Origin of the sequence: Desulfosporosinus youngiae DSM 17734 (assembly GCF_000244895.1) — a bacterium.
Taxonomy (GTDB): Bacteria; Bacillota; Desulfitobacteriia; order Desulfitobacteriales; family Desulfitobacteriaceae; genus Desulfosporosinus; species Desulfosporosinus youngiae.
Map to the genome: position 1 here is coordinate 1,178,365 of NZ_CM001441.1, position 23,080 is coordinate 1,201,444.

The 23,080-nt window shown below is 44.7% G+C and carries 20 protein-coding genes; 18 read left to right on the plus strand and 2 right to left on the minus strand.

Translation table 11 applies throughout. From position 1 onward, the window contains the following. Positions 1 to 87: 87 nt before the first annotated feature. Positions 88 to 1,959: a sigma-54-dependent Fis family transcriptional regulator gene (locus DESYODRAFT_RS05775; protein ID WP_007780617.1), complete on the minus strand. Its 1,872-nt coding sequence runs from the start codon at positions 1,957 to 1,959 to the stop codon at positions 88 to 90. A gap of 685 nt (positions 1,960 to 2,644) precedes the next feature. On the opposite strand from DESYODRAFT_RS05775, the gene DESYODRAFT_RS05780 reads away from it, so the two are divergent. Beyond that, positions 2,645 to 3,808 carry an iron-containing alcohol dehydrogenase gene (locus DESYODRAFT_RS05780; RefSeq protein ID WP_007780620.1) on the plus strand — a complete coding sequence of 388 codons (1,164 nt, stop codon included), beginning with the start codon at positions 2,645 to 2,647 and terminating at the stop codon, positions 3,806 to 3,808. Between the two features lie 116 nt (positions 3,809 to 3,924). Here the strand turns inward: DESYODRAFT_RS05780 and DESYODRAFT_RS05785 are convergent, their stop codons facing one another. After that, positions 3,925 to 4,947: a molybdopterin-binding protein gene (locus DESYODRAFT_RS05785; protein ID WP_007780621.1), complete on the minus strand. Its 1,023-nt coding sequence runs from the start codon at positions 4,945 to 4,947 to the stop codon at positions 3,925 to 3,927. 486 nt (positions 4,948 to 5,433) lie between these two features. On the opposite strand from DESYODRAFT_RS05785, the gene DESYODRAFT_RS05790 reads away from it, so the two are divergent. The 17 genes from DESYODRAFT_RS05790 to DESYODRAFT_RS05870 all read left to right on the plus strand — a co-directional run bounded on the left by DESYODRAFT_RS05790 (position 5,434) and on the right by DESYODRAFT_RS05870 (position 23,078). Next, positions 5,434 to 8,157, plus strand: coding sequence for a molybdopterin-dependent aldehyde oxidoreductase (locus DESYODRAFT_RS05790; protein ID WP_007780624.1), 2,724 nt, complete (start codon positions 5,434 to 5,436; stop codon positions 8,155 to 8,157). 105 nt (positions 8,158 to 8,262) lie between these two features. Then, positions 8,263 to 10,566, plus strand: a complete 2,304-nt coding sequence (locus DESYODRAFT_RS05795) for a pyridine nucleotide-disulfide oxidoreductase/dicluster-binding protein (protein WP_042339380.1) — start codon at positions 8,263 to 8,265, stop codon at positions 10,564 to 10,566. Beyond that, a complete protein-coding gene (locus tag DESYODRAFT_RS05800; protein ID WP_007780630.1) occupies positions 10,559 to 10,771 on the plus strand; it encodes a DVU_1557 family redox protein in 213 nt (70 codons plus the stop codon). Before DESYODRAFT_RS05795 ends, DESYODRAFT_RS05800 begins: the two co-directional genes overlap by 8 nt. Positions 10,772 to 10,784: 13 nt before the next feature. Then, positions 10,785 to 11,231 (plus strand): DVU_1555 family C-GCAxxG-C-C protein, encoded by a 447-nt coding sequence (locus DESYODRAFT_RS05805; RefSeq protein ID WP_007780632.1) that lies wholly within the window; start codon positions 10,785 to 10,787, stop codon positions 11,229 to 11,231. A gap of 5 nt (positions 11,232 to 11,236) precedes the next feature. Beyond that, positions 11,237 to 11,989, plus strand: a complete 753-nt coding sequence (gene trsM / locus DESYODRAFT_RS05810) for a DVU_1556 family methyltransferase (protein WP_007780634.1) — start codon at positions 11,237 to 11,239, stop codon at positions 11,987 to 11,989. A gap of 12 nt (positions 11,990 to 12,001) precedes the next feature. Further along, a complete protein-coding gene (trsS, locus tag DESYODRAFT_RS05815; protein WP_042339382.1) occupies positions 12,002 to 13,336 on the plus strand; it encodes a radical SAM (seleno)protein TrsS in 1,335 nt (444 codons plus the stop codon). A gap of 3 nt (positions 13,337 to 13,339) precedes the next feature. Then, a complete protein-coding gene (locus DESYODRAFT_RS05820; RefSeq protein ID WP_007780637.1) occupies positions 13,340 to 14,695 on the plus strand; it encodes a DVU_1553 family AMP-dependent CoA ligase in 1,356 nt (451 codons plus the stop codon). Beyond that, on the plus strand, positions 14,685 to 15,839 hold the full coding sequence (locus DESYODRAFT_RS05825; RefSeq protein WP_007780640.1) for a DVU_1551 family NTP transferase: 1,155 nt from the start codon (positions 14,685 to 14,687) through the stop codon (positions 15,837 to 15,839). Before DESYODRAFT_RS05820 ends, DESYODRAFT_RS05825 begins: the two co-directional genes overlap by 11 nt. After that, positions 15,839 to 16,951: an XdhC family protein gene (locus DESYODRAFT_RS05830; RefSeq protein WP_007780644.1), complete on the plus strand. Its 1,113-nt coding sequence runs from the start codon at positions 15,839 to 15,841 to the stop codon at positions 16,949 to 16,951. Before DESYODRAFT_RS05825 ends, DESYODRAFT_RS05830 begins: the two co-directional genes overlap by 1 nt. A gap of 12 nt (positions 16,952 to 16,963) precedes the next feature. Continuing rightward, entirely contained in the window at positions 16,964 to 17,569 is a 606-nt protein-coding gene (cobC, locus tag DESYODRAFT_RS05835) for an alpha-ribazole phosphatase (protein ID WP_007780647.1), read from the plus strand. A gap of 255 nt (positions 17,570 to 17,824) precedes the next feature. After that, on the plus strand, positions 17,825 to 18,202 hold the full coding sequence (gene speD / locus DESYODRAFT_RS05840; protein ID WP_007780649.1) for an adenosylmethionine decarboxylase: 378 nt from the start codon (positions 17,825 to 17,827) through the stop codon (positions 18,200 to 18,202). Positions 18,203 to 18,461: 259 nt separating this feature from the next. Next, on the plus strand, positions 18,462 to 19,229 hold the full coding sequence (locus tag DESYODRAFT_RS05845; RefSeq protein ID WP_007780652.1) for a polyprenyl synthetase family protein: 768 nt from the start codon (positions 18,462 to 18,464) through the stop codon (positions 19,227 to 19,229). 15 nt (positions 19,230 to 19,244) lie between these two features. After that, a complete protein-coding gene (locus DESYODRAFT_RS05850; RefSeq protein ID WP_007780655.1) occupies positions 19,245 to 20,099 on the plus strand; it encodes a UbiA-like polyprenyltransferase in 855 nt (284 codons plus the stop codon). A 19-nt stretch (positions 20,100 to 20,118) separates the two neighbouring features. Continuing rightward, a complete protein-coding gene (locus tag DESYODRAFT_RS05855) occupies positions 20,119 to 20,817 on the plus strand; it encodes a hypothetical protein (RefSeq protein ID WP_007780659.1) in 699 nt (232 codons plus the stop codon). A gap of 25 nt (positions 20,818 to 20,842) precedes the next feature. Beyond that, on the plus strand, positions 20,843 to 21,925 hold the full coding sequence (gene mqnC, locus DESYODRAFT_RS05860) for a cyclic dehypoxanthinyl futalosine synthase (RefSeq protein WP_007780661.1): 1,083 nt from the start codon (positions 20,843 to 20,845) through the stop codon (positions 21,923 to 21,925). A gap of 4 nt (positions 21,926 to 21,929) precedes the next feature. Further along, complete coding sequence (tatC, locus tag DESYODRAFT_RS05865; protein ID WP_007780664.1) at positions 21,930 to 22,697, plus strand: twin-arginine translocase subunit TatC; 768 nt, start codon at positions 21,930 to 21,932, stop codon at positions 22,695 to 22,697. 18 nt (positions 22,698 to 22,715) lie between these two features. Beyond that, complete coding sequence (locus DESYODRAFT_RS05870; RefSeq protein WP_007780666.1) at positions 22,716 to 23,078, plus strand: Sec-independent protein translocase subunit TatA/TatB; 363 nt, start codon at positions 22,716 to 22,718, stop codon at positions 23,076 to 23,078. Positions 23,079 to 23,080: the final 2 nt, after the last annotated feature.

Here is a 23,080-nt window from a genome sequence, read left to right on the forward strand (position 1 = left end):
CATTTCTTGGATATGGCTCGACCTTTGAAGCGATGGTCCAACCAAAATGGCCATGGCATTGGGGGGGTTCCACCTGTCGCGTGAGTTTTAAAACGTAATCTCTAGGTCTTTTATCTTACGGTAGAGTGTATTTCGTCCAATTCCAAGAAGTTTTGCGGCGGGTGCGATTTTTCCTTTAGTTTGGTTGAGGGCATAGATGATCGCTTGTTTGGTTTGTTGATCAAGTAAAGGCTCAGTTGAGGCTTGGGTATTCTCCACGCTCTGCAGAATTTCATCCGGAAGATCGGCTGTGGTTAGAATGGGGCCATCTGCTAAGGCCACCATGCTCTCAATGCAGTTCTCTAATTCCCGGACATTACCCGGCCATGAATGGGCCAACAGGTAAGTATAAACGTCCTCTTGAATTCCTAGCGGAGGGAGTCCAAGGGACTTACAGGTTTTATCAATAAAATAAGGAACTAAGTCTCGAATATCTTCGGAGCGTTCACGCAGTGGAGGTAACTCTAAAGTAACGACTTTCAGACGATAGTATAAATCCAAACGAAATTGAGCTGCTGAGACTAAGGCACTGAGGTCTTTATGAGTTGCCGCAATGACTCGTACATCAATCTTAAGGGCTTTTGTATCTCCAATCCGAGAAACTTCTTTTTCTTGGAGTACTCGAAGAAGGGCAACTTGTACATTTAAGGGCATATCTCCAATTTCATCGAGGAAAATAGTTCCTTTATTAGCCAATTCAAATTTACCGGGTTTTCCGCCCCGGCGTGCACCTGTGAAAGCCCCATCTACATAACCGAACAACTCACTTTCAATGAGTGAAGCAGGAAGCGAGGCACAGTTTAAGGCGACAAAAGGTCCTTGACTACGTGAGCTGAGTTTATGGATTGTACGGGAAATTATTTCCTTGCCGGTTCCGCTTTCCCCGTGAATGAGTACAGAAGAGTGAGTTGAGGAGATTTTCGAAGCCCGTGCCAACGTTCGCTGTGAAAGCTGACTATTACCAATCCATAATGAATTGCTCAGAGGAGTTTCCTTTTTTATTTGCAAGGTTCCTACCGCACCTATTGATTGCCCCGCTTCATTGAAGACCTGATTTAAATGAGAGGTGATTTCTTTGCCTGTGCTATCTTTTAAATGGAGATTAAGAGAATGGCCGTTCAAAATCCATCCTTTTGGCGTACTAAAAACTTCTCCAGCGAGTTTCCCGATGATGTCCTCCTGTTTACGGCCAAGCAGCCTAGCCCCATAGGAGTTGATACTAGTAATAATTCCATTATGATCAATGGTTAGAAATCCTTGCTGTAACAGTGAGGAAGCTAGTCTGGAACCCTCCTGGTAAAATTTTAGTTGATTTTCCAGCTCGAAAAGGCGTAAATTTTTTTCAATCATACTTGCACCCATCATGGCGATGTTTAAAATCTTTTGGCGATCTGGATTAGCTTCACCACTAATATCTAAGACCCCAAGTGGTAAGCCCTGGCTGTTTTGGATTGGGGCGGCCCAACAGGCCAAAAAGTGATTATCGTGCACAAAGTGTTCCCAACCGAAGACAGACATGGGTGCATTTTCACGGAGGGCAGTTCCTATGGCGTTCGTCCCTCGTACTTCTTCACGCCAGCTGGCGCCGGGACTTAGATTTACTTTCTGAGCTTTGCTCATAAAGGGGGCATCCCCGACTGCCTCGATGATGTACCCCTCGTTATCGCCCAACAAAACAGTATAATTTGTGCTGCCAAGCAAGCTGAAAATGTAAGGCAAAACAGGTTCACTTGCTCGGATCAAGGATTCTTGAGAGTCACGGCGTTCACTGAGACGCGCGCTTGTGAGAATGTCTTGGTGAGAAACCAGCGAGTGATCGACGTGATACTCTAAACTTCGTTGCCAAGAACGATAGATGGAAGGAGTTACTTCGGATTCAACGCTCTCTCCTTTGATAAAACGCTTCCAATGATTATCCATACCACTCTCTTTTCTCCTCTCTAAGCATTGGTTTTTTCCTTACACTTGACAGGATATCATACCTATTTTAATCAAACAACTGGTTGAAAAATAAGCGGTCTTTGAAGTGTTCCGTTTTAGAGCACAAAGATAAGATGAATGATCAAAAATGATACATTTTTCTGATCTAATTGTTGGATTTTTCTTATTTCTTTTTTTGAAAAAGTATTTTTTACTCTTGAAATAGTGTTTATTTTAATTTATTTCATTTGGTTGAGAGCATGGGATGCGATGTTTTAGCGCTTGACAGGTATGATGGTCAGTGGCCGGATTTTTTTACGCAGATACCATTTTTATTATAAAACACTCTAAATGTTCTTGCGACAAATGATTTATACACATTTGTCGTTTTTGGTTTAATCTGAAAAAAGTATCCGATAGTAGAAAGTGTTCAAAATTGGTACTCCAATTTTTACAAGTGTATCAGACTAGAGCACTTAAAATAGAATAAATTTTTAATAAAATTGTGAATAAATTAACAAGTCTCAATAATCTTAGAAGAACCAGTCATAATAATCTAGTAAATTAAAATTTTCGGATTTTTGGCATGAGTCTTGCAATATGTAAAGATATCCAAATAGGGGAATAGTAGTACAATTGCCGCAGGTAGACAAGCGAAAGCCATAAAGAATGGGAGGAATCGAATATGTCAATCATTCATCAAGTGTATGGGTATTACATGCCTACAGTTAACCTAATGGGTGCTGGAGCAGCACAAGAAACCGGCAAACAAGCAAAATTACTGGGTGGAGAAAAAGTTCTGCTGGTGACCGACGCCTTTCTCGAAAAAATAGGAATGGCCCAAGAAATTGCTGATATCATCGAAAAAGAAGGCGTCAAAGTTGTAATTTTTGGTGGTGCTGAACCAAATCCGACGGATAAAAACGTGCATGATGGATATGACATTTATACGAAAGAAGGATGTAACCTGATCGTTTCCGTAGGCGGAGGATCTTCTCATGATTGCGCCAAAGGGATTGGCCTGGTGGCAGGTAATGGCGGAAGAATTAATGATTATGAAGGGGTCGATAAATCTCCATTGCCGATGGCTCCAATGATTGCCATTAACACGACGGCCGGTACAGCCGCCGAAATGACAAGATTCTGTATTATCACGGATGCTGAGCGGCATATAAAAATGGCCATCGTTGACTGGCATGTAACCCCGAATGTTTCGATTAATGATCCTTTGTTAATGATGAAACAACCGCCCGGCTTAACTGCCGCTACCGGGATGGATGCTCTTACTCATGCTGTCGAGGCTTATGTTTCTACAGCGGCCACACCGGTGACTGATTCGGCTGCCTTAATGGCGTTTAAGCTTATCCCCAGATATCTGCGCCGTGCTGTAGCAAATGGCGATGATTTTGAGGCTCGTGACAAGATGGCTTATGCACAATTATTGGCTGGTATGGCGTTTAATAATGCGAGCTTAGGTTATGTTCATGCGATGGCACATCAATTAGGCGGATTCTATAATTTGCCTCATGGTGTCTGTAACGCAATCCTTCTTCCTCACGTTTGCCGCTTCAATATGATCGGTAATCTCGATCGTTTTGCTGAGATTGCCGAGGCAATGGGAGAAAATATTGATGGACTTTCGGTCAGAGAAGCTGCAGAAAAATGCTTAACCGCCATCGCCACATTGTCCGCTGATGTCGGAATTCCTTCCGGGTTAAATGAATTAAATGTCAAAGAAGAAGACTTAACTGTGATGGCCACCAATGCGAAATTAGATGCTTGTCAATTAACGAATCCTCGTACAGCAACACTCGAACAAGTGATTCAAATTTATAAGAATGCAATGTAAATGGCTTTCTTTTATCAAAATTTTTTAGGCTAAGTAAAAAAAGACAGGGGACTGAGATAAGTCCTCTGTCTTTTTTAGCGTTTTTTAAGCAAATGTGTTTTTGCATAGAAATACGCTTATTTTCCGAACGAACAATGCGGATAGGTGCAGACCGGGCAGTCAAGACAAAGTCCGCCGCTTCCAAGCTTGACTATGTCATGGCGGGTCAGCCTTTCTCCGGCGAGTAATCTTGGAGCGATTAAATCGAAGGCAGTTGTCTTAGCATACATAACGCATCCTGGTAATCCCATAATGGGAATCTCCCCCATATAGGCAAGCAAAAACATAGCCCCAGGTAAAACAGGAGCGCCGTAAGTGATTAGTTCGGCTCCCAGCTCTTTAATAGCCGTGGGTGTCACGTCATCAGGATCGACAGACATACCGCCGCTGACTAAGAGCATTTCGGCCCCTTTGGCCAGTTGATCACGAATGCTGGCTTGGATTAGGGATACATCATCACTGGCATAGGTTTGTTCTATGACCATTGATCCCCAATTTTCAACTTTCGAGCGCAGCACCGGACCGAATTTATCCTGAATTCGTCCATGAAAGACTTCACTTCCGGTTATGGTAATACCGACCCTAAAGGGCTTTAGCGGTCTTACTTCTAAGATAGGAGTTTTAAAGGTCTTGGCGGTTTCCTCCGCTTCGATAATTATTTTTTCATCGATCATGAGAGGAACAACCCGGGTTCCAGCGACTTTGTCTCCTTTTTTAACAGGGTAATGATTGTGAAGTGTGGAGAGAATGACCCCTTCTAAGGTATTCAAAGCTAAAATACCGTCTTCTGATGAGTAAAGAAGCCCATCGTGAGCAGCTGTCAGGGTGATTTTTCCTTCTTTAGGCTCGTCAAGGATTAAGCCGGAACCGGATACTGCATTGGCAAGTCGCTCTGCTGCCTCATTCTCATGAATAAGACCGGGTTTTTGATCCCAGACGTAGATATGCTCTTTCCCCATACTTAGGAGAACCGGGATATCTTCTTCCCTAATGATATGCCCCTTGCGAAAACGGGGACCTTTAATTACGCCAGGGATAATTTGTGTCATGTCATGAATGAGAATGGCACCAACAGAATCTTGCACTTTAATTTTTTCCATAGAGATAGCCTCCAATTCGTGATGAGAGTGTGTTAGGTTTGAACACACCTATTGTGGAATTGAAACTGTCAGATGTTCAGAGGCAGACTGAGGGAAAGGCAATCTGTCTCTTGCATGGTATCGCATTCTTAACACGAGGTCAAGGCCGATTTACAATCCGCCGGCCAGGGATGGCCGGCGGTCATAATGGTCCATAAGGAAATCTGTGTTCTTTGTCAGAATGAGCGGAAGGGCAAGTGTCCAAATTATTCGAATTCTTGGCATAAAACTTGCATCAGTTATAAGAAGAACAAAGTAAAGCAAAGCCAATCAAATTTAAAACAAACAAAAACAATTCGTCTAGTCAAACAAAAAAGAATGGAGGAATGATTTGTCAGTTGTTCATTAGATGGATGGGTGGGAAAATTTGCTTTACTTGATGACTAGTATTTGGGAGGAATAAATCGAAGTTGCAGAGTTCTGTTGAAGAAAAGGAGATGGAAAAAGTTGATTAAGAGAAATCTAATTATTAACGGTGTTCCTCAGACTTTGGTTGTCGATGAGGAAGTCACCTTAGCAAATGTTTTACGGGGACAATTACACATGACCGGAACCAAAGTCGGATGTGGAAAAGCTCAATGTGGTGCTTGCTCCGTTATTGTAAATGGAAAAGTCATCCGTTCCTGTGTCATGAAAATGAAACGGGTTGCTGATGAGGCAGTTATCACGACCATCGAAGGAGTAGGAACCAAGGACAACTTACATCCATTACAACTTGCCTGGATGATTCATGGAGCTGCCCAATGCGGCTTCTGTAGTCCTGGATTTATTGTTTCAGCTAAACAACTCTTAGAGGAAAATGTAAATCCAACGAGAGAAGACGTTCGGGATTGGTTCCAAAAACACAGAAATGCATGCCGCTGCACAGGGTATATCCCTTTAATTGACGCAGTCATGGAAGCTGCTCGATTGATGCGCGGCGAGGTTACTGTTGAAGAGTTATGGTGTAAATTGCCTGAGGATGGCCGAATTTGGGGCAGCGAATATATTCGTCCCTCTGCCTTGGCCAAAGTTACCGGGACTTGCGACTTTGGCGCAGATTTGGGGCTTAAAATGCCTTGTGGAACTCTGCAGCTTAAACTGGTTCAAGCCAAAGTTTCTCATGCTAATATTATTTCGATCGACACATCTGAGGCTGAAAAAATGCCGGGCGTCTATAAAGTTATTACCCACAAGGATGTTATTGGTAAGAACCGAATCACCGGCCTGATCACTTTCCCGACCAACAAAGGGGATGGATGGGAACGCCCGATTTTATGTGATAAAAAAGTGTTCCAATTTGGGGATGCCATCGCTATTGTTGCAGCAGATACTGCTGAACATGCCCAGGCAGCCGTCGAAAAAGTAAAGGTGGAGCTGGAATTACTCCCCGAATATATGAGCGCTCCCGCCGCTATGGCTGATGACGCTATTGAAATTCATCCCGGAACACCTAACATTTATTTTGAAACCAAGGTTGTCAAAGGGGAAGATACTGCGCCGCTGCTTGAAGCGGCAGATGTCGTTGTGGAAGACGATTTTTATGTAGGACGTCAGCCCCACATGCCCATCGAACCAGACGTTGGTTTTGCTTACTTTAACGACGATAAACTAATCATTCATTCCAAGAGTATTGGAATTCATCTCCATCATGCTATGATTGCGCCGGGAATAGGATATGATCCGGATAAACTAATGTTAGTACAAAACCCTGCCGGCGGAACCTTTGGCTATAAGTTCAGTCCCACGATCGAAGCCCTGCTGGGGGTTGCTGCCGTGGCAACAGGCAAACCGGTATACCTTGAGTTTGACTACTACCAGCAAATGACCTATACCGGCAAACGTTCGCCTTTCTTTATGAATCTTAAATTCGGGGCTACTAAAGAGGGCAAGTTAATCGCCATGGAAAGCGATTGGAGCTGCGACCATGGTCCTTATTCCGAATTCGGCGACTTGGTAACCTTGCGTGGGAGCCAGTTCATGGGTGCCGGTTACCATATCCCCAATATTCGCGGTGAAGGCCGGACTGTGTGTACAAACCATGCTTGGGGCTCTGCCTTCCGGGGCTATGGATCTCCGCAAAGTGAATTTGCCTCCGAAGTATTAATGGATGAGCTTGCAGAAAAACTAGGTATGGATCCCTTTGAACTTCGCTATAAAAACGTCTACAGACCGGGTGACACCACGCCAACCGGCTGCGAACCGGATGTATACAGTCTGGTCGAAATGATGGATAAGCTGAAACCTGCCTATATAAAAGCACAGGAATGGGCAAAACAGCCGGCGTCAGCTGAAAACAAGAAACGCGGAGTTGGAATGTCCATCGGGGTGTATGGTTCAGGCCTGGATGGTGCAGACAGTGCTGAAGTTAATGTAGAGCTGACTGCTAAGGGAGTAACAGTGTATACTTCTTGGGAAGACCATGGTCAAGGGGCGGATATGGGAAGCTTAGCGACCGCACACGAGGCTTTGCGTCCTCTGGGCATCAAACCGGAAAATATCAAACTTGTTATGAACGATATGCAAACGACCCCTAACAGCGGACCGGCAGGAGGAAGCCGTTCTCAAGTATTAGTCGGTAATGCCACCAGGGTTGCTTGCGAAATGCTGATAAAAGAAGTTACCAAAGCTGATGGAACGTTCCGTACCTATCAGGAAATGGTTGCCGAAGAATTGCCGGTATTCTTCCAAGGTAAGTGGACTGCCCCAGCTTCAGAGTGTAATCTTGAGACCGGACAAGGAAATCCGTTTGCTGTTTATATGTACGGAATCTTCTTGTCACAAGTTGAGGTCGACATCACCACAGGTAAAACAGAGGTTGTCAAAATGACGGTGGTAGCTGATCCGGGTAAAATAGCCAATAAATTGGTGGTCGATGGACAAATGTACGGTGGAGTGGTTCAAGGTATTGGTCTCGCCTTAAGCGAAGATTTCGAAGACTTGAAGAAACACGTAGATCTGGTCGGTGCCGGCCTGCCCTATATCAAAGATGCTCCGGATAATATTGAACTCATCTATGTTGAAACCTATAGACCTTATGGTCCTTTCGGTGCCGCAGGCTGCGGAGAATTGCCGCTGACATGCCCCCATGGCTCAATTATAAATGCTATTTATAACGCCTGTGGAGCACGAATCAAGCATTTACCTGCCCGTCCGGAAAAAGTACTGGCTGCACTTCAGGCTAAGAATTAAGAAACCGAATTTTAGGCAGGGAGCTTGAAATAGGTATTCACGATTTCAGGTTCCCTGCCTTGACTGACAATAACCGGTATTAACTTAGGGAAGCGGGTGTTGCTGATGGATCAAGACGAACTAAAAAAGCAGGAAGATAAGTGTACCCAAGAGTATCCCCCAGTCTGTACCGCGAGGTGTCCTATCCATGTAGATGTTCGGAAATTGATGCAAGACATTCAAAAAAGGGACATGAAAAGTGCCTTGGCAACACTGCAGAAGAAACAACCCTTTCCGGGAATTATTAGCCGGATCTGTGATCATCCCTGTGAGGACGTCTGTAAACGTAAAGATGTTGGAACAGCTATCGCTATTTCAGCACTGGAAAGGTTTTGCGTGCAAAATCAATCCGAAAAAAGAACTAAGGCAGGAATAATTCCTGCAAAAAGCCAGACAGTTGCGGTCGTCGGTTCTGGACTAAGGGGCTTAACTGCAGCCTATGACTTGGCTAAAAAGGGATATAACGTCAGTCTGTTTGAGAAAGCAGAACGCCTTGGCGGAAACCTGTGGGGTTTTCCGGAAAACCAATTGCCTGCAAAGGTTATCGTCGAGGAATTGTCCGTCTTAAACAAACTTAACGTTAAAATAGAATTAAACAGTACAATAACCCGCCAGGATTTATCCAGGCTGCAAGCAGGATTCGACGTGGTGTATCTGGGCTTGGCAGAGCAGTCTAAGGAAGTCAGAGAGCTCCTGGGCGAACAATCAAAGGTTGACTCAGTCACATGTGCCGCACAGATCCCAGGAATATTCAGCGGGGCTTTTGGGGGAAATGATTCTCCTATTAATTCGGTTGCTGATGGCCGCAAGGCCGCAGTTTCGATGGACAGATATTTGCAAGGGGTTTCGTTAACTGCCTCTCGTACAGGGGAGGGACCTCAGGAGACGAAGCTGTTCGTCAATCTTAATGGGATTTCTCCATTGCCAGGAGTGCCCATGAGTGACGTGCTAAGCGGGTATACCTCTGAAGAAGCAGTTCAAGAGGCGGCCAGGTGCCTGAATTGTCAGTGCCTGGAATGTGTGAAGGCTTGTAAATACATGCAAAACTACGGGAGTTATCCCAAACAGTACGTAAGGCAAATTTATAATAATGATACCATCGTCATGGGCATGCGTCGTGGCAATAAAATGATTAATTCTTGTAGTCTATGTGGGCAGTGTGCCGTAATTTGTCCACAAGGACTCGACCTTGGGGAGATTTGTAAAGCGACCCGGGTGAGCATGGTGAGCAAAGGCAAAATGCCGCCTTCAGCTCACGATTTTGCGCTTAGAGATATGGCCTTTAACAATAGTGAAGAATTTGCCTTGACCAGACACCAGCACGGCTTTAATTCCAGCAAGTATGTCTTCTTTCCTGGCTGCCAATTAAGTGGTTCATCGCCGGAACAGGTTGAACAGGTTTACACCTATTTGACGGAAAGGCTTTCCGGGGGAGTAGCTTTAATGTTACGCTGCTGCGGAGCTCCGGCCGATTGGGCAGGTGACCAAGACTTATTTCAAAGTAGTATGAAGGTCCTGGCAGGAGAGTGGGAAAGTCTGGACAAACCTCGGCTCATTGTGGCCTGTTCCACCTGTCACAGTATGTTCCGGGAAAGGTTTCCTGGAGTCATCTCTTTGTGGGAGTTGATGGCTGATTTGGAGCTGCCTTGGCAAGGTGCCAGTATAAATGGGGGCAAATTAGCTGTGCAGGATGCCTGTACGACCAGAAATGAACCCAGCCTTCATGAAGCTGTCCGACACATCCTGACAAAGTTGGGTTATGAAGTTGAAGAGCTGCCTTACAGCAAAGAACGAACCAAGTGTTGTGGCTTCGGAGGGCTGACATCCTGTGCTAATTCTGAATTGGCAGAGCAGATTGTTGAAGATCGAATCAGTGAAAGTTCGGCTGACTATGTAGCTTACTGTGCTATGTGCAGGGATAATTTTGCAGCTAAAGGTAAACGCACGATGCATTTGTTGGATCTGGTTTTTGGAGCGGACCTTGACCAGGCTGCAACCAGACCTAATGTAGGGTTTTCCTATCGACATGAGAATAGGGCGAGATTGAAAAGGAAGTTATTAAATACCCTGTGGAATGAAACTCCCCAGGAACAGGAAGGGGCGTATCGAACTATTAAGCTTTTGTTAAATGAAAGAGTTCTGGAAATTATGGAACGCCGGCGAATTCTAATTGAAGATATTCAGCAGGTAATAGAGCAGGCGGAACGAACAGGAAGAAAGTTCATAGATCCGGAAAATGGCAACAGTTTAGCTAATTACCGCCCGCATAGAGTGACGTATTGGGTTGAATATCAGCCCCAGGAAGAAGGTTTTGAGGTGATCAACGTGTATAGTCACCGCATGGAAATTATGGAGGAAGGTCATGAATAACACGCCAAAACAAACCCGGAAAACCCTTTGGAAGTGTGGGAAATGTGGTGGGGAACTCCAGCGTGGCTCAGTAAAAGCATCCTATTTAGGCAATGATTTTGTGGTCGAGGAACTGAAATGCCTTAAATGCGGCATGGTCTTAATTACGGAAGATCTGGCTTTAGGTAAGATGTTCGAAGTTGAACAAAGCTTGGAGGATAAGTAGAGGAGGGAGCAAGTTGGCAGTTGATGCTTTTCAGATGTTTCAATTAGTTACTCAAGGATTTTGCTGCAGCCAAATCATATTGATTCTGGGTTTGGATGAACAAGGAAAGGAAAACCCTGACTTAATTAAAGCCATGCATGGCTTGTGCGGCGGAATAGGAAGGTCGGGAAAAACCTGCGGTGCACTTACCGGGGGGGCATGTTTGATAGGATTAAGGGCCGGAAAAGGAACCCCCGACGAATCCGGGCACCCCGAAATCAATCTTATGATTAATGATTTAATGGAATGGTTTGCAAACACTCAGGGCAGCATCGAATGTGAAGGGATCCTGAAACAGCCCTTGGCTGAGGGAAGTGCCTATCCTATGCAATGCGGCAATATTGTTTCCACGACATTTGATAAAGTGCAGGAGATTTTGGCGGCTTATTCAGCGGATTCCGAGTTAGATGATGAGGACTAATACTTGTGAATAATGATATTTTTAAGTTGTATGAAAGTGATCTTTTACGCCAGACGACGGGTGATACCTTAAGACCAGGGGGAGTTTACTTAACTGACTTAGGCGTGAACTTCTGTAATTTCCCCCCCGATGCCAGGGTCTTAGATGTAGGCTGCGGCAGTGGAGCAACGGTTGAACGCTTGGTTTCACGTTATCAGCTCCAGGCTATAGGCTTAGATCCTTCAGAGGTGCTGTTAGAGAGAGGAAGAACGAAAAATCCGGATCTGAACCTGATCCGGGGGGTTGGTGAGGATCTGCCCTTTCCGGCTGACCGGATGGACGGGATATTCGCAGAATGTGCCTTATCCCTTATGGAGGGCTTAGATCAGGCTCTAAAGGAGATTTTCAGGGTACTCAAACCGGGTGGATGGTTTGTTGTTAATGATGTGTACGCCCGCAATCCTGACGGTCTGGAATCCCTTCAGGAACTCAAACTGGAATCCTGTATCAGAAGAGCATTACCCAAGGAATCGTTAATGGATAAGCTTACCGAACGGGGGTTTAAGATCGTTCATTGGTGTGATCATACCAACCTATTGACCCAACTAACGGTTAACCTAATCATGACTCATGGCTCAATGACTGAGTTTTGGCTTAAGTCCACTTCATGCTCAGGCTCAGTTGATCCTAACCTTGCCCAGGCAGCGATTAAAAAAGCGAAGATGGGTTATTTTCAAATGATTGCCAAAAAGGATACTGTCACAGTTAGAGAGGGATAGCGCGTGAAAGTTATGGACGAATCTTTGGTTTCCGCAACAGAGAGTTTGTGCCCGGAATGTCTGAGAAGGATTCCCGCTCAGAGAGTGGTTCAGGGAGAACGGGTATATCTTATGAAACGCTGCCCCGAGCACGGGGACTATCGAACCTTGCTTTGGCGCGGCAGTCCTCAATGGGACCTATGGGTCAGGCCGACGATCCCAACCCCGCCAAAAGAGTGTTTTACCCAAGTTGAGAAAGGCTGTCCCTTTGATTGCGGGTTATGTGAAAACCATTATAAGACGACTTGTACGGCATTGATAGAGGTTACCCAGCGTTGTAATCTAAATTGCCGGTTTTGCTTTGCCAATGCCGGAACCGAGCTTGACGAGCCTTCCCTGGAAGTCATCGAGGGATGGTACAAAAACGTCCTTGCCGCCAGCGGTCCGGTCAATATCCAGCTATCCGGAGGGGAACCGACCCTCAGAAACGACTTGCCGGAAATTGTAGAAATGGGCAGAGCGCTGGGTTTTGAATTTATCCAGTTAAACACGAACGGCTTACGGTTGGCCGAAGACCCTATTTTTCTGAACAGATTGAAAGAGGCTGGACTTAGCTCGATATTTTTACAATTTGACGGTACTGAGGACAAGATTTATCAGTCGATCCGGGGACGCAGTCTTTTAGATATTAAAGTTAAAGCGATAGAGTCTTGTGCTCAACATGAGATCGGTGTTGTGTTAGTGCCAACTATAATACCAGGGATAAACACGCACAATATCGGAGGAATCATTAAGTTTGGCCTAAAGAATCCTGCTGTCAGAGGTGTACACTTTCAACCTGTAAGTTATTTCGGAAGAATTCCCAAAGAGCCCTTGGATCAAGACCGGATCACACTCCCGGAAGTCATCCGGGCGATCGAGGAACAGACAGAGGGCTTGATCAAGGCGGAGAATCTCAAACCCCACAATGGAAGGTGCTCTTTCAGCGGTAATTTTACCAGACAAGCCGATGGAGCTTTGAAGCCTATTGCCAGCAGTTCATGCTGTACCGGGCCGGAGCGGGCGGATGAGTTGGCAAGAAAGACACGGACCTTTGTAGCCCGGCAATGGTCAGGCGTAGAAAAATTAGCAATTCAGTCTCCCGGTCAGCCTTCCGGTGCCAACTCGTGGGACAGTCTGATTCAACAGCTGAAAACTTATGCATTTTCCATCAGTGGTATGGCCTTTCAAGATGTGTGGAATTTGGATATCCACCGCTTAAGAAATTGTTGTATTCATGTAGTAAGCCCTGAAGGTAAGTTGATTCCCTTTTGCATTTATAATCTAACCGACAAGTTTGGCCATTCGATTTATCGGAAGGGGAGATAGAGTGTGGACATCAACACCACCTCGCTGGAGCCTTGGATAAAGCAAAAAATTACGGGAGATAGTTCAGGTTTGTTAACCCGGAAACAAATCGAGGAGTATCAATTGGCAAGACTGCAGGAAACTCTCAGCTGGGCAACCGGTAAAAGCCGGTTTTACAGACATTTATATTCAGGGTCAGATTGCAAGATATCAAGTTTACAAGATCTGGCGAAACTGCCCTTCACCACATCCAAAGATTTGAGGGATAACCCTCTCGACTTCTTGTGTGTATCCCAAAATGATGTCAACAGAATCGTCACATTACAGAGCTCAGGCACAACGGGTAAACCCAAACGCCTGTTCTTTACTGAAGAGGATCAAGAATTGACAATTGATTTCTTTCAGCATGGAATGTTAACCTTGGTAAAGCCCGGAGACAACGTCTTAATCATGTTGCCTGGAGAAATAACAGGAAGTGTCGGAGATTTACTGCGCTTGGGTTTAGCAAGAGCGGGAGTAACAGGAATTGTCCACGGGCTGGTCACAAACCCTGAGGAAACCATAAAACAAATTAAACGGGATAATATAGATGTTTTGATTGGTATACCTACTCAAGTATTGAGTTTAGCGAGGGTTAAAGATTCCCAAGGCTGTTCTCCGGCTCTAAACTTGAAAAGTGTTCTGCTAAGTACGGATTATGTACCCCAGGCTATTGTCCAGGAACTGGAAAGAACTTGGGGATGTAAAGTGTTTAATCACTATGGTATGACTGAGATGGGGCTGGGCGGCGGACTGGAATGTGAGGGTTTCTGTGGTTATCATCTCAGAGAAGCGGACCTCTATGTCGAAATTATTGATCCTTATTCCGGACGGCCCGTTGTGGATGGGCAGCCAGGGGAGATAGTATTTACAACGTTGACCAGATCAGCGATGCCTTTGATTCGTTATCGCACAGGCGACATGTCAAAATTTATTCCAGGACCCTGTGCCTGCAAAACGGTACTAAAGCGACTTGCGCTGATAAAGTCGAGAGACCGGGTTTACCTGAACCAGACGGATTACCTCACCATGTCGGACTTCGATGAGGTTCTGTTTGCCCTTGATGAGGTTCTGGATTTCGAGATAACCCTAACAGATGGTCTGCAAAGGGGAGAAAATCAGCTGCAGCTTGATGTCCGGCTAAAAGGCATAATTAACTGGGAAGTGCAAAAGAAAATTCATCGGGCTCTTGATAATATCCAAGTAGTACGAGATGCCAGACAGAGCGGCAGATTGAGAGTATGCTTTTATCTTCAATCAAGCACTGGTGTAACATTCAGAAAAAGTACAGCTAAACGTCAGATTCAAGACGAGAGGGGGAGCGTCTCGGGTGTTGGCTAATGCAGAGGATCAACAGGGGAAAGATTCATTAGCGGCAATTATTCTTGCCGCAGGATACTCTTTTCGAATGAAACAGTTCAAGCCGCTTTTAGAGTTGGGCGGGAGTACTGTTTTGGAACAAGCTGTACACAGTTTTCTAGACAGAGGAATAAAGGATATACGGGTCGTGGTTGGGCATCGGGCAAATGAGTTGTATCCTGTCCTGGAAAGACTAGGAGTTAAAGCCATTTATAACGCTAATTTTCCCGATGGAATGTTTTCCTCAGTTTGCGCGGGGGCTAAAAGCTTAGCTCCCGAGGTATCTGGCTTTTTTCTCTTACCTGTGGATAATCCGCTGGTTAGCAAGCGAACCATAGAAACCCTTCAGAGCTCTTTCTTTTCAACGAAATTTGGTATAATCTATCCGTCCCACCAGGGAGAGAGAGGACACCCCCCCTTGATTTCCAGACGTTATGTGGAAGAGGCCCTAGTTTGGAAGAAACCAGGTGGAATGAGGGCATTTCTAGAGGAATATGAGCATGATGCACTCGATGTCGAAGTTTTTGACCCGGGTATTTTGCTTGACATGGATACACTGAGGGACTACCATAAGATGTTAAACTATTGTGGAGATACCCAGGTGCCCTCGGAAGAAGAATGCTATGCTATAATCAAACGTGCGGACACTCCAGTAAAGGTGGTAAATCACAGCAAGCAGGTTGCTCAACTGAGCTGCGCCATAGGGCGTTGTCTTATCAGATCGGGTTATCCAATGAACATTGACTTAATCAAGGCGGCCGCGCTGTTACACGACCTGGCCAAAGGTAAATCCAACCATGCGTTAGTTGGAGCCGGAATGCTCGCAAATTATCCTGAAGTGGCAGAAATTGTAGCTGACCATATGGATATTCGTTTGAACTCTGACCAATCTATCACAGAAAAAGAAGTTGTCTATTTGGCAGATAAGCTTATTATAGAAGACCAAATCATTTCGCTTCAGAATAGATTCATGGGTCCTCTGGAACAGTATAAGCATGATCAGGAGGCCTTTAGGAGGATCAGACAGCGGTTGAGTAATGCAGAGAGCGTTCTGGCAAGAATAGAACAATTAATAAAGATGCCTTTACACGACCTTTGGAAGGCGGATCTAGGGGGACAAATCTAATGGAAAAAGAAGTATACCTGGGACTAATAAAGGCATTTGACCTAAAACAGGCTGTGGCCCTGATTACAATAACCGGTGTACGAGGCTCGACTCCCCGTAAGCCGGGAGCAAAAATGCTGGTATTCCCGGATGGGACGACGGTTGGCACTATCGGTGGCGGATGTGGTGAGGCTGAGGCTAGACGAGAGGCCTTGAATGTATTAGCATCTCGAAGTTCTAAGATCCATCATTTGAATATGACCGCAGACATTGCCCAAGATGAGGGCATGGTTTGCGGGGGGATTATGGAATTATTCATAGATTATTTGGATGCTCATAGTCCTGAGAATGAGACTTGTCTCATCAAGGATTATCTGTCCGCTCAGGAAGATACCGCAGCCCCTGTTCTGGTAACAGTAATTGAAGCCTTTGAGGAAAGCCTAATAGGTAAAAAAATGTTCGTTAAGAATAATGGAGAGGTTGTAGGAGATCTTGGTGCTGAAGAGCTGAGTAAAGTTGCCTTGGAGAGTGCTAAAGTGGGAGGCAAAGGATACCGGCCCTTATTAGTCAGTTTGGATTCCCGGTTTGAACCGTGTGATACTGCAAAAACCAAACCGGCATTCCGTTTTTTGGTGGAGCCGCCAACGACTGTTGTAAAATTACTTATTTTAGGTGCGGGACATATTGCTCTCCCCCTGGCGACAATGGCCAAAATCGTGGGGTATGAGGTCTCGGTAGTCGATGATCGTCCATCCTTTGCCAATTCCAGCCGGTTTCCCACTGCTGATGCCGTTATATGCGATGATTTTGAACGGGCTATAGATGGGATCAAGATCAATTCCCAAACCTTTGTGGTTATTATTACCAGGGGGCATCGATATGACAAAGTATGTCTGCGTAAAGTGATTAATCAACCCGCCTCGTATATTGGCATGATTGGCAGCCGCAAACGGGTTAAGGCCTTGATCGCCGAATTGGTGGAAGAGGGAGTACCCAGCGAATTATTGCAAGATCTGCATTCTCCGATCGGCCTGAAAATTGGGGCGGAAACTCCTGAAGAATTAGCCGTGAGCATCCTCGGCGAACTGATTAGCGTGCAAAGGGAGTTGGATCAAAGTGGCAGATTACGATGAGTGCACAGAACAATGGATGAAAAACTTATCTATTTAGTTAGGCACGGCGATATAGGTTTAGGAAGAGAAAAACGCTATATCGGTCAATCGGACCTGCCTTTAAGCGACCTAGGGAAGAAACAGGCTATCCTGTTGAAGGAGATGTTTGGCCGCGTACCCTTAGACAACATCTATTGCAGTGATTTAGAGAGAGCTAAGCAAACGGCTGAAATCATCGCGTTGAATCATCAGATCATTCCTGCTGTTCATGCGGAATTGCGAGAATTATATATGGGTGATTGGGAGGGAAGATTGTTTTCCGAAATTAAACTTAAGTTTCCTGAACAATACCAAGAACGCGGCAGAACTATTGCAAAGTTTCACTCTCCGCAGGGAGAAAGCTTTTCTGACTGTTCCCGAAGAGTAATCCCTTTCTTTGATAGTCTTATACAATCTGGTCAATCTACCTTATTAATTATAGGACATGCCGGCATAAACAGAGTTATTCTATGCCATGTTCTGGGGATACCTTTAGAGTACGTCTTTCGTATTGAACAAAGTTATGGTTGTGTAAATCTAATCAGTCTGAAAGGTTCCGAGTATCGTGTGAACTATCTAAATTATAATTATAACGTGTGAAGCTAGATCCAGGGAATTTTCATCTTTAAAGTCAACATGCCTTCTCATGTCTTGTTATTGGGAGCGTAAAAAAAAGGCTACACATCTCGGAGTAACGCGGAGTAGAATAATACGATATAAGATAAAATCATATTGACAAGACGGTACTTTATGCTAAAATTTAACGTGATGGAAATTTGGGAGTCACCGGGGGAAATAATCATCCGGCCCAGATTCCATATGTTTTTTTAGTTGAAAAGGGGGCAAAGATCACAATTGGCAAATTCTCTTGGACGTCATGTGTTGGCTGAAATCTATGGGTGCAGTTTCGACATTTTAAATGATCGTGAGAAGGTCGAAGCACTGATGGTCAACGCAGCTCTGGAAGCTGGTGCCGAGGTTCGTGAGGTAGTATTCCATAAGTTTAGTCCTCAAGGGGTGAGCGGGGTTGTAGTGATTTCTGAATCACACCTAGCCATCCATACGTGGCCAGAACTCGGATACGCGGCAGTAGACGTCTTCACGTGCGGGGACAGTGTCAATCCCTGGGATGCCTGCAATTATTTAACCGACCATTTTGAAGCAGGGCATATGACAGCGACGGAAATGAAGCGTGGTATTGTTGACGAATCAAAGGAAGCGGTAAATTTATAGGAGGGATATTTATTTTACTCCGGACTAAGTCAAGTACGGATGAAGAAGACAGGTTATTCTTTATTACGGGTAATGAATAGACCTTGTAACTTTTGAATTAAGTTGCAGGGTCTATTTATTTTTTCGGGGTAATGTACATATTCTATGAATAATAATGTCATATTATCAGAGTATATTGCATAAAAAGGGAAGGAGTTTGGACAAATATATCGAATACATAATAGGTTAATGTCCTGAATGGAAGGCAAGGAGCGATAAGATGGTTCCGGTAGATTTCAGCTTTCATGGGAAACTGAATGCTGTACAGGCGCATTTGCGCGAAGAAATTAACTTAAAGCCCGCTAGTTTTGATGAATTAGTCCGTCTGGAGATGAACGATCTTGATAAAACCCTTAATCCAGCTATTGTCTTAGCCGTAAGTGGGTCATGTTCGCATCATGACTGCAAATCAGAAGCCTTGGCCGGCATTATTCAGTTTATGTTTATGGCTAATAAAGTTCATCGGCTCATGAAAGATGAAGCTGATCTTGCTGAAGAACTAAGACAGTTTCCAGTGCTCGTCGGAGACTTACTGTATGGAAAGTTTTTTCTGGAGCTTTGTCGTCAGAAACTACTGCTTTTTTTAGCCCCGCTGGCTCAAGTTATGGGAACGATGAGTCAAGGGGGGATTTCGCGTTGGCTTTCTCGTGATAAGGAATTAAGCAGAGATCAATTGCTTCAAATTATTGAACTTGAGAGTGCATCTTTAACTGGGGCAGCGGCTCGACTTAGTGCGGAACTGGCAGGTGTCTCACTTCCTTTGCAGAAGAAGCTGGAGTCTTTTGGCTGGGAAATGGGATTAGCTTGGGGTGCCTGGAAGGAACGTATGGAGAATAGCATTGTGACGTCAATTCTTCAGCGGGCAGATGATATCTTAGATGATATTTCCGGTGAATCACAAATTGAAATACATCCTCTCCGTGAAGTTTATCAATATCTGGCTAAGGAACTGAGTACGGATTACAATCTGCAAACTATGGGATCGTAATGAACGGGGTGGATTATGTATAAACTAAAAGTGTTCTTCGAAATGATTAAATTAGAACATACAATTTTCGCCTTGCCCTTTGCTTATTTAGGAGGTTTCTTAGCTGCCAACGGTGTTCCGCCTGCTATGAAACTTCTTTGGATAACTCTGGCTATGGTAGGAGCCAGAACGGCTGCAATGTCTTTAAATCGTCTGATTGACCGGCATATTGATGCGCGTAATCCCCGAACGGCGCAGAGAGCTTTGCCGGCGGGCCAGTTAAGAGTAAAAGAAGTATACGTATATACTGTACTATCCTTTCTATTATTGGGTTTCTCAGCTTATCAACTTAACCTCTTGGCTTTATGGCTGATGCCGATCGCGGTTTTTTTCCTGGTCTTATATTCTTATACGAAACGGTTTACGTGGGCCTGTCATTTAGTGTTAGGGATTTCATTGGGCTTGGCGCCGGCAGGTGCCTGGATTGGGGTAACGGGTCATTGGGCTTTAGCGCCTGTTCTTTTAGGGTTGGGGGTCATGACTTGGGTTGCCGGTTTTGATGTTGTTTATGCCTGTCAAGATGTAGAGTTTGACCGTCAAGAAGGATTGCACTCCATACCGGCTGTTTTTGGAGTTCAAAGGGGCTTAGAGATTTCGGCGTTTCTGCATATTATCGCTCCCCTTTTCTTTATTGCTGTCGGTGTGGTCATGTCTATGAGTTGGCTCTATTATGTGGGTGTTGCGGTAGCTATTGTGTTACTTTTTCGCCAGCATCGCCTTGTTTCAGCAAATGACTTATCAAAGCTTGGAGTTGCTTTCTTTGACCTCAATGGTTATTTAAGCATCTTGCTTTTTGTCTTTTCGGTTTTGGATTTGATTTTATTGAACTGATATTAAAGGAGGGGTAGATATGCCCTCACTGTTTGCGCAAAGCGAACTATGGGATCTGATCGACAAAGTCGAAAAAGGCCAACGATTAGACGTCGATGAAGGTCTGCGCCTGATCAAGAGTCAAGAGATTCTGACACTCGGCTATATGGCTAATCTCGTACGCGAACGTAAAAATGGCAATCAAACTTATTTTATAGTCAATCGGCCCATTAATTATGCGGATATTAGTGCTTCCTTTGAAGAAACTGAAAAGCACTCTATGGCCACCATAGTCTACGGGAATCAGGACTCCTTAGAGGAACGGATTACCCGTTTGGTAGAATTACGAACGACTCAAGAGCAGAACAATGAATATCTTACCTTCAGCCCAATTCCTTTTTTATCTAAGGATGAGAAATTGGAAGGAACTATGGGGGTTGTAAATACAACGGGTTATGACGATCTGAAAATGTTGGCAATTTCACGAATTCTACTTGATAATTTTGCCCATATTAAAGCATTTTGGTTTCTGCTGGGTCCTAAATTGGCTCAAGTTTCCTTATCCTTTGGAGTCGATGACTTAGATGGCACAGTTTTGGAGGGACCAAGCAGTTCTATGCCGGGAACTGAGTCAAATCGAATGTTGAGTAAGCGTGCCTTGATCCACCTGATTCAAAAGGCAGGGCGAGATGCGGTTGAGAGGGATATTCTCCATTCTCCATCGTATCCGCAACAGTGAATAGATTTTGAAGGAGGAGAAGTGCATGCAAACGGAAACTTTGAAGATCATTGAAAAACGTTTAGCAGGCGAGCGGTTGTCCGTTTCTGATGGGATAAAACTGCTGCAAAATGCTGATCTTCTTTCTTTAGGACAAGGGGCAAATCTCGTCAGAGGGCAGATGCATCCTGAAAAAGTGGTAACCTTTGTTATTGATCGAAATATTAACTACACAAATGTTTGTTCCTGTCAATGTAAATTCTGTGCTTTTTACTGTAAACCGGATGATCCGGAAGGATATATTTTGTCACAGGACGAATTACATGCTAAAATTAAAGAAACTATTGCGGTCGGAGGAACACAACTCTTGATCCAAGGAGGGCTGCATCCCGATTTGAATCTGGAGTATTTTGAAAACCTGCTGCGCGAGATTAAATCTCATTATCCAATTCACATTCACTCTTTCAGTCCGCCTGAAATCTGGGACCTGGCAAACAAATCTGAATTAACGATCGAAGAAGTCATCACTCGGCTTCGCAACGCTGGTTTAGATTCAATCCCAGGGGGAGGGGCAGAAATTTTAGATGATCGGGTTCGTCATCTGATCAGCCCGAACAAAATTGGTTGGCAGCAGTGGATGGATGTGATGACAGCTGCACACAAGCAAGGGATGAAAACGACTGCCACTATGATGTTTGGGCACGTAGAAACCTTTGAAGAACGAATTTTACACATGGTACGTGTTCGGGAGGCTCAGGATCAGACGGGTGGGTTTACAGCCTTTATACCCTGGAGCTTTGCTCCCACGAACACATTGCTCGGCGGAGAAGGGAGTACAGGGGTTGAGTATCTGAGGACACTGGCCGTTGCGCGTTTGATGCTGGACAATGTGTCCAATATCCAAGCATCATGGGTCACCCAAGGAGCCAAGATGGCTCAGGTTGCCTTAAGTTTTGGAGCAAATGATTTTGGGAGTACCATGTTAGAAGAAAATGTGGTTCGAGCTGCCGGTGTTCAAACTCGTGTCCCGTTACAGGAGATTATTCGTTGTATCGAGGATGCCGGTTACCAGGCTGTGCAACGCAATACCCATTACGAGTATTTAAAGGTGTACAGGAAGGAAGTGTAGGCGGATGCGCAGGCGTAAGCGACAGCTCGATGAAGCTAATTTACCTTTAGTGGAGCACTTGAAAGCTTTACGTAAGGTACTGATTATATCGGCCTATGCAATATTAATAGGCACCGTTATCGGTTGGTTTTTTAGTGATCTTGTCTTTGCCTATCTCGCGGCTCCGGTAACCCAGCTACAAGAAATCAGATTCATCACGACAACCCCCTTGGAACCGATGCTAGTTAAGGTTAAAGTCTCTTTACTTATTGGCATTGTTCTGGCACTTCCGGTGGTTGTCTGGCAGATTTGGAGTTTCGTATTACCCGCTTTAAAGCAAACTGAACGGAAATACTTATATCTTATATTTCCCAGCTCAGTCGTTTTATTTCTGGCAGGAGTCGGGTTGTGTTTTTTCGTTGTACTGCCGATTGGGCTTAAGTTCTTGCTTTTTGTTGGCGGTGATGCTGTAACTTCCTATACTCCATTATTGACTAAAACATCTTACGTTGGCTTTCTTGCGACCATGTTCCTGACGTTTGGTTTGGTCTTCCAACTCCCCATTGTTTTGTTGGTTTTAATTCGGATTGGCATTTTGAGCCCTCAGGCGTTAGCTACAAAGAGACGTTGGGCTATACTTACAATCGTCATATTGGCGGTCGTAGTTTCGCCAACGCCGGATTTACTGACTCAGCTCCTCATGGCTGGGCCAATGTATCTTCTCTATGAGATTAGTATTTGGCTGGGCTACCTTGTCGCCCGCAGTCGAGAAAAAGAGCTGGCTTTAAAGTGAATAAAGGGGGAGTAAAACATGGGTATGAGTGAAATCCTCTTAATACTGGTTGTTGTACTGATTTTGTTTGGGCCAGAGGATTTGCCGGTCATTGCTCGTTCAATTGGTAAACTTGTTTTTGAAATTCGCAAAGCGACCAACGAACTGACAAAAGAGTTTAAAAGTACCATAGATGCTCCGACTAATATTATGAACAAAGCATTTGAACAGACTACTTCGTCACGTGGTACTGAGAAGGATACAGATGTCTCAGAAAATGAGGCGGAAGATCATAAATCGGACGAGGATTTACTGACATACGAAGATGAAGCTCCGAAAGACCCACTGGCGGAATTGCCATTAGATATGGTATCTTATGAAGAAAAGGGTGCGAGCAGGTGAAT

Coding starts and splice junctions, on each gene's coding strand:
- DESYODRAFT_RS05775 (WP_007780617.1), bottom strand. CDS start 1,959: ATGGATAATCATTGGAAGCGTTTTATCAAAGGAGAGAGCGTTGAATCC.
- DESYODRAFT_RS05780 (WP_007780620.1), top strand. CDS start 2,645: ATGTCAATCATTCATCAAGTGTATGGGTATTACATGCCTACAGTTAAC.
- DESYODRAFT_RS05785 (WP_007780621.1), bottom strand. CDS start 4,947: ATGGAAAAAATTAAAGTGCAAGATTCTGTTGGTGCCATTCTCATTCAT.
- DESYODRAFT_RS05795 (WP_042339380.1), top strand. CDS start 8,263: ATGGATCAAGACGAACTAAAAAAGCAGGAAGATAAGTGTACCCAAGAG.
- DESYODRAFT_RS05800 (WP_007780630.1), top strand. CDS start 10,559: ATGAATAACACGCCAAAACAAACCCGGAAAACCCTTTGGAAGTGTGGG.
- trsS (WP_042339382.1), top strand. CDS start 12,002: ATGGACGAATCTTTGGTTTCCGCAACAGAGAGTTTGTGCCCGGAATGT.
- DESYODRAFT_RS05830 (WP_007780644.1), top strand. CDS start 15,839: ATGGAAAAAGAAGTATACCTGGGACTAATAAAGGCATTTGACCTAAAA.
- cobC (WP_007780647.1), top strand. CDS start 16,964: ATGGATGAAAAACTTATCTATTTAGTTAGGCACGGCGATATAGGTTTA.
- DESYODRAFT_RS05845 (WP_007780652.1), top strand. CDS start 18,462: ATGGTTCCGGTAGATTTCAGCTTTCATGGGAAACTGAATGCTGTACAG.
- DESYODRAFT_RS05850 (WP_007780655.1), top strand. CDS start 19,245: ATGTATAAACTAAAAGTGTTCTTCGAAATGATTAAATTAGAACATACA.
- DESYODRAFT_RS05855 (WP_007780659.1), top strand. CDS start 20,119: ATGCCCTCACTGTTTGCGCAAAGCGAACTATGGGATCTGATCGACAAA.
- mqnC (WP_007780661.1), top strand. CDS start 20,843: ATGCAAACGGAAACTTTGAAGATCATTGAAAAACGTTTAGCAGGCGAG.
- tatC (WP_007780664.1), top strand. CDS start 21,930: ATGCGCAGGCGTAAGCGACAGCTCGATGAAGCTAATTTACCTTTAGTG.
- DESYODRAFT_RS05870 (WP_007780666.1), top strand. CDS start 22,716: ATGGGTATGAGTGAAATCCTCTTAATACTGGTTGTTGTACTGATTTTG.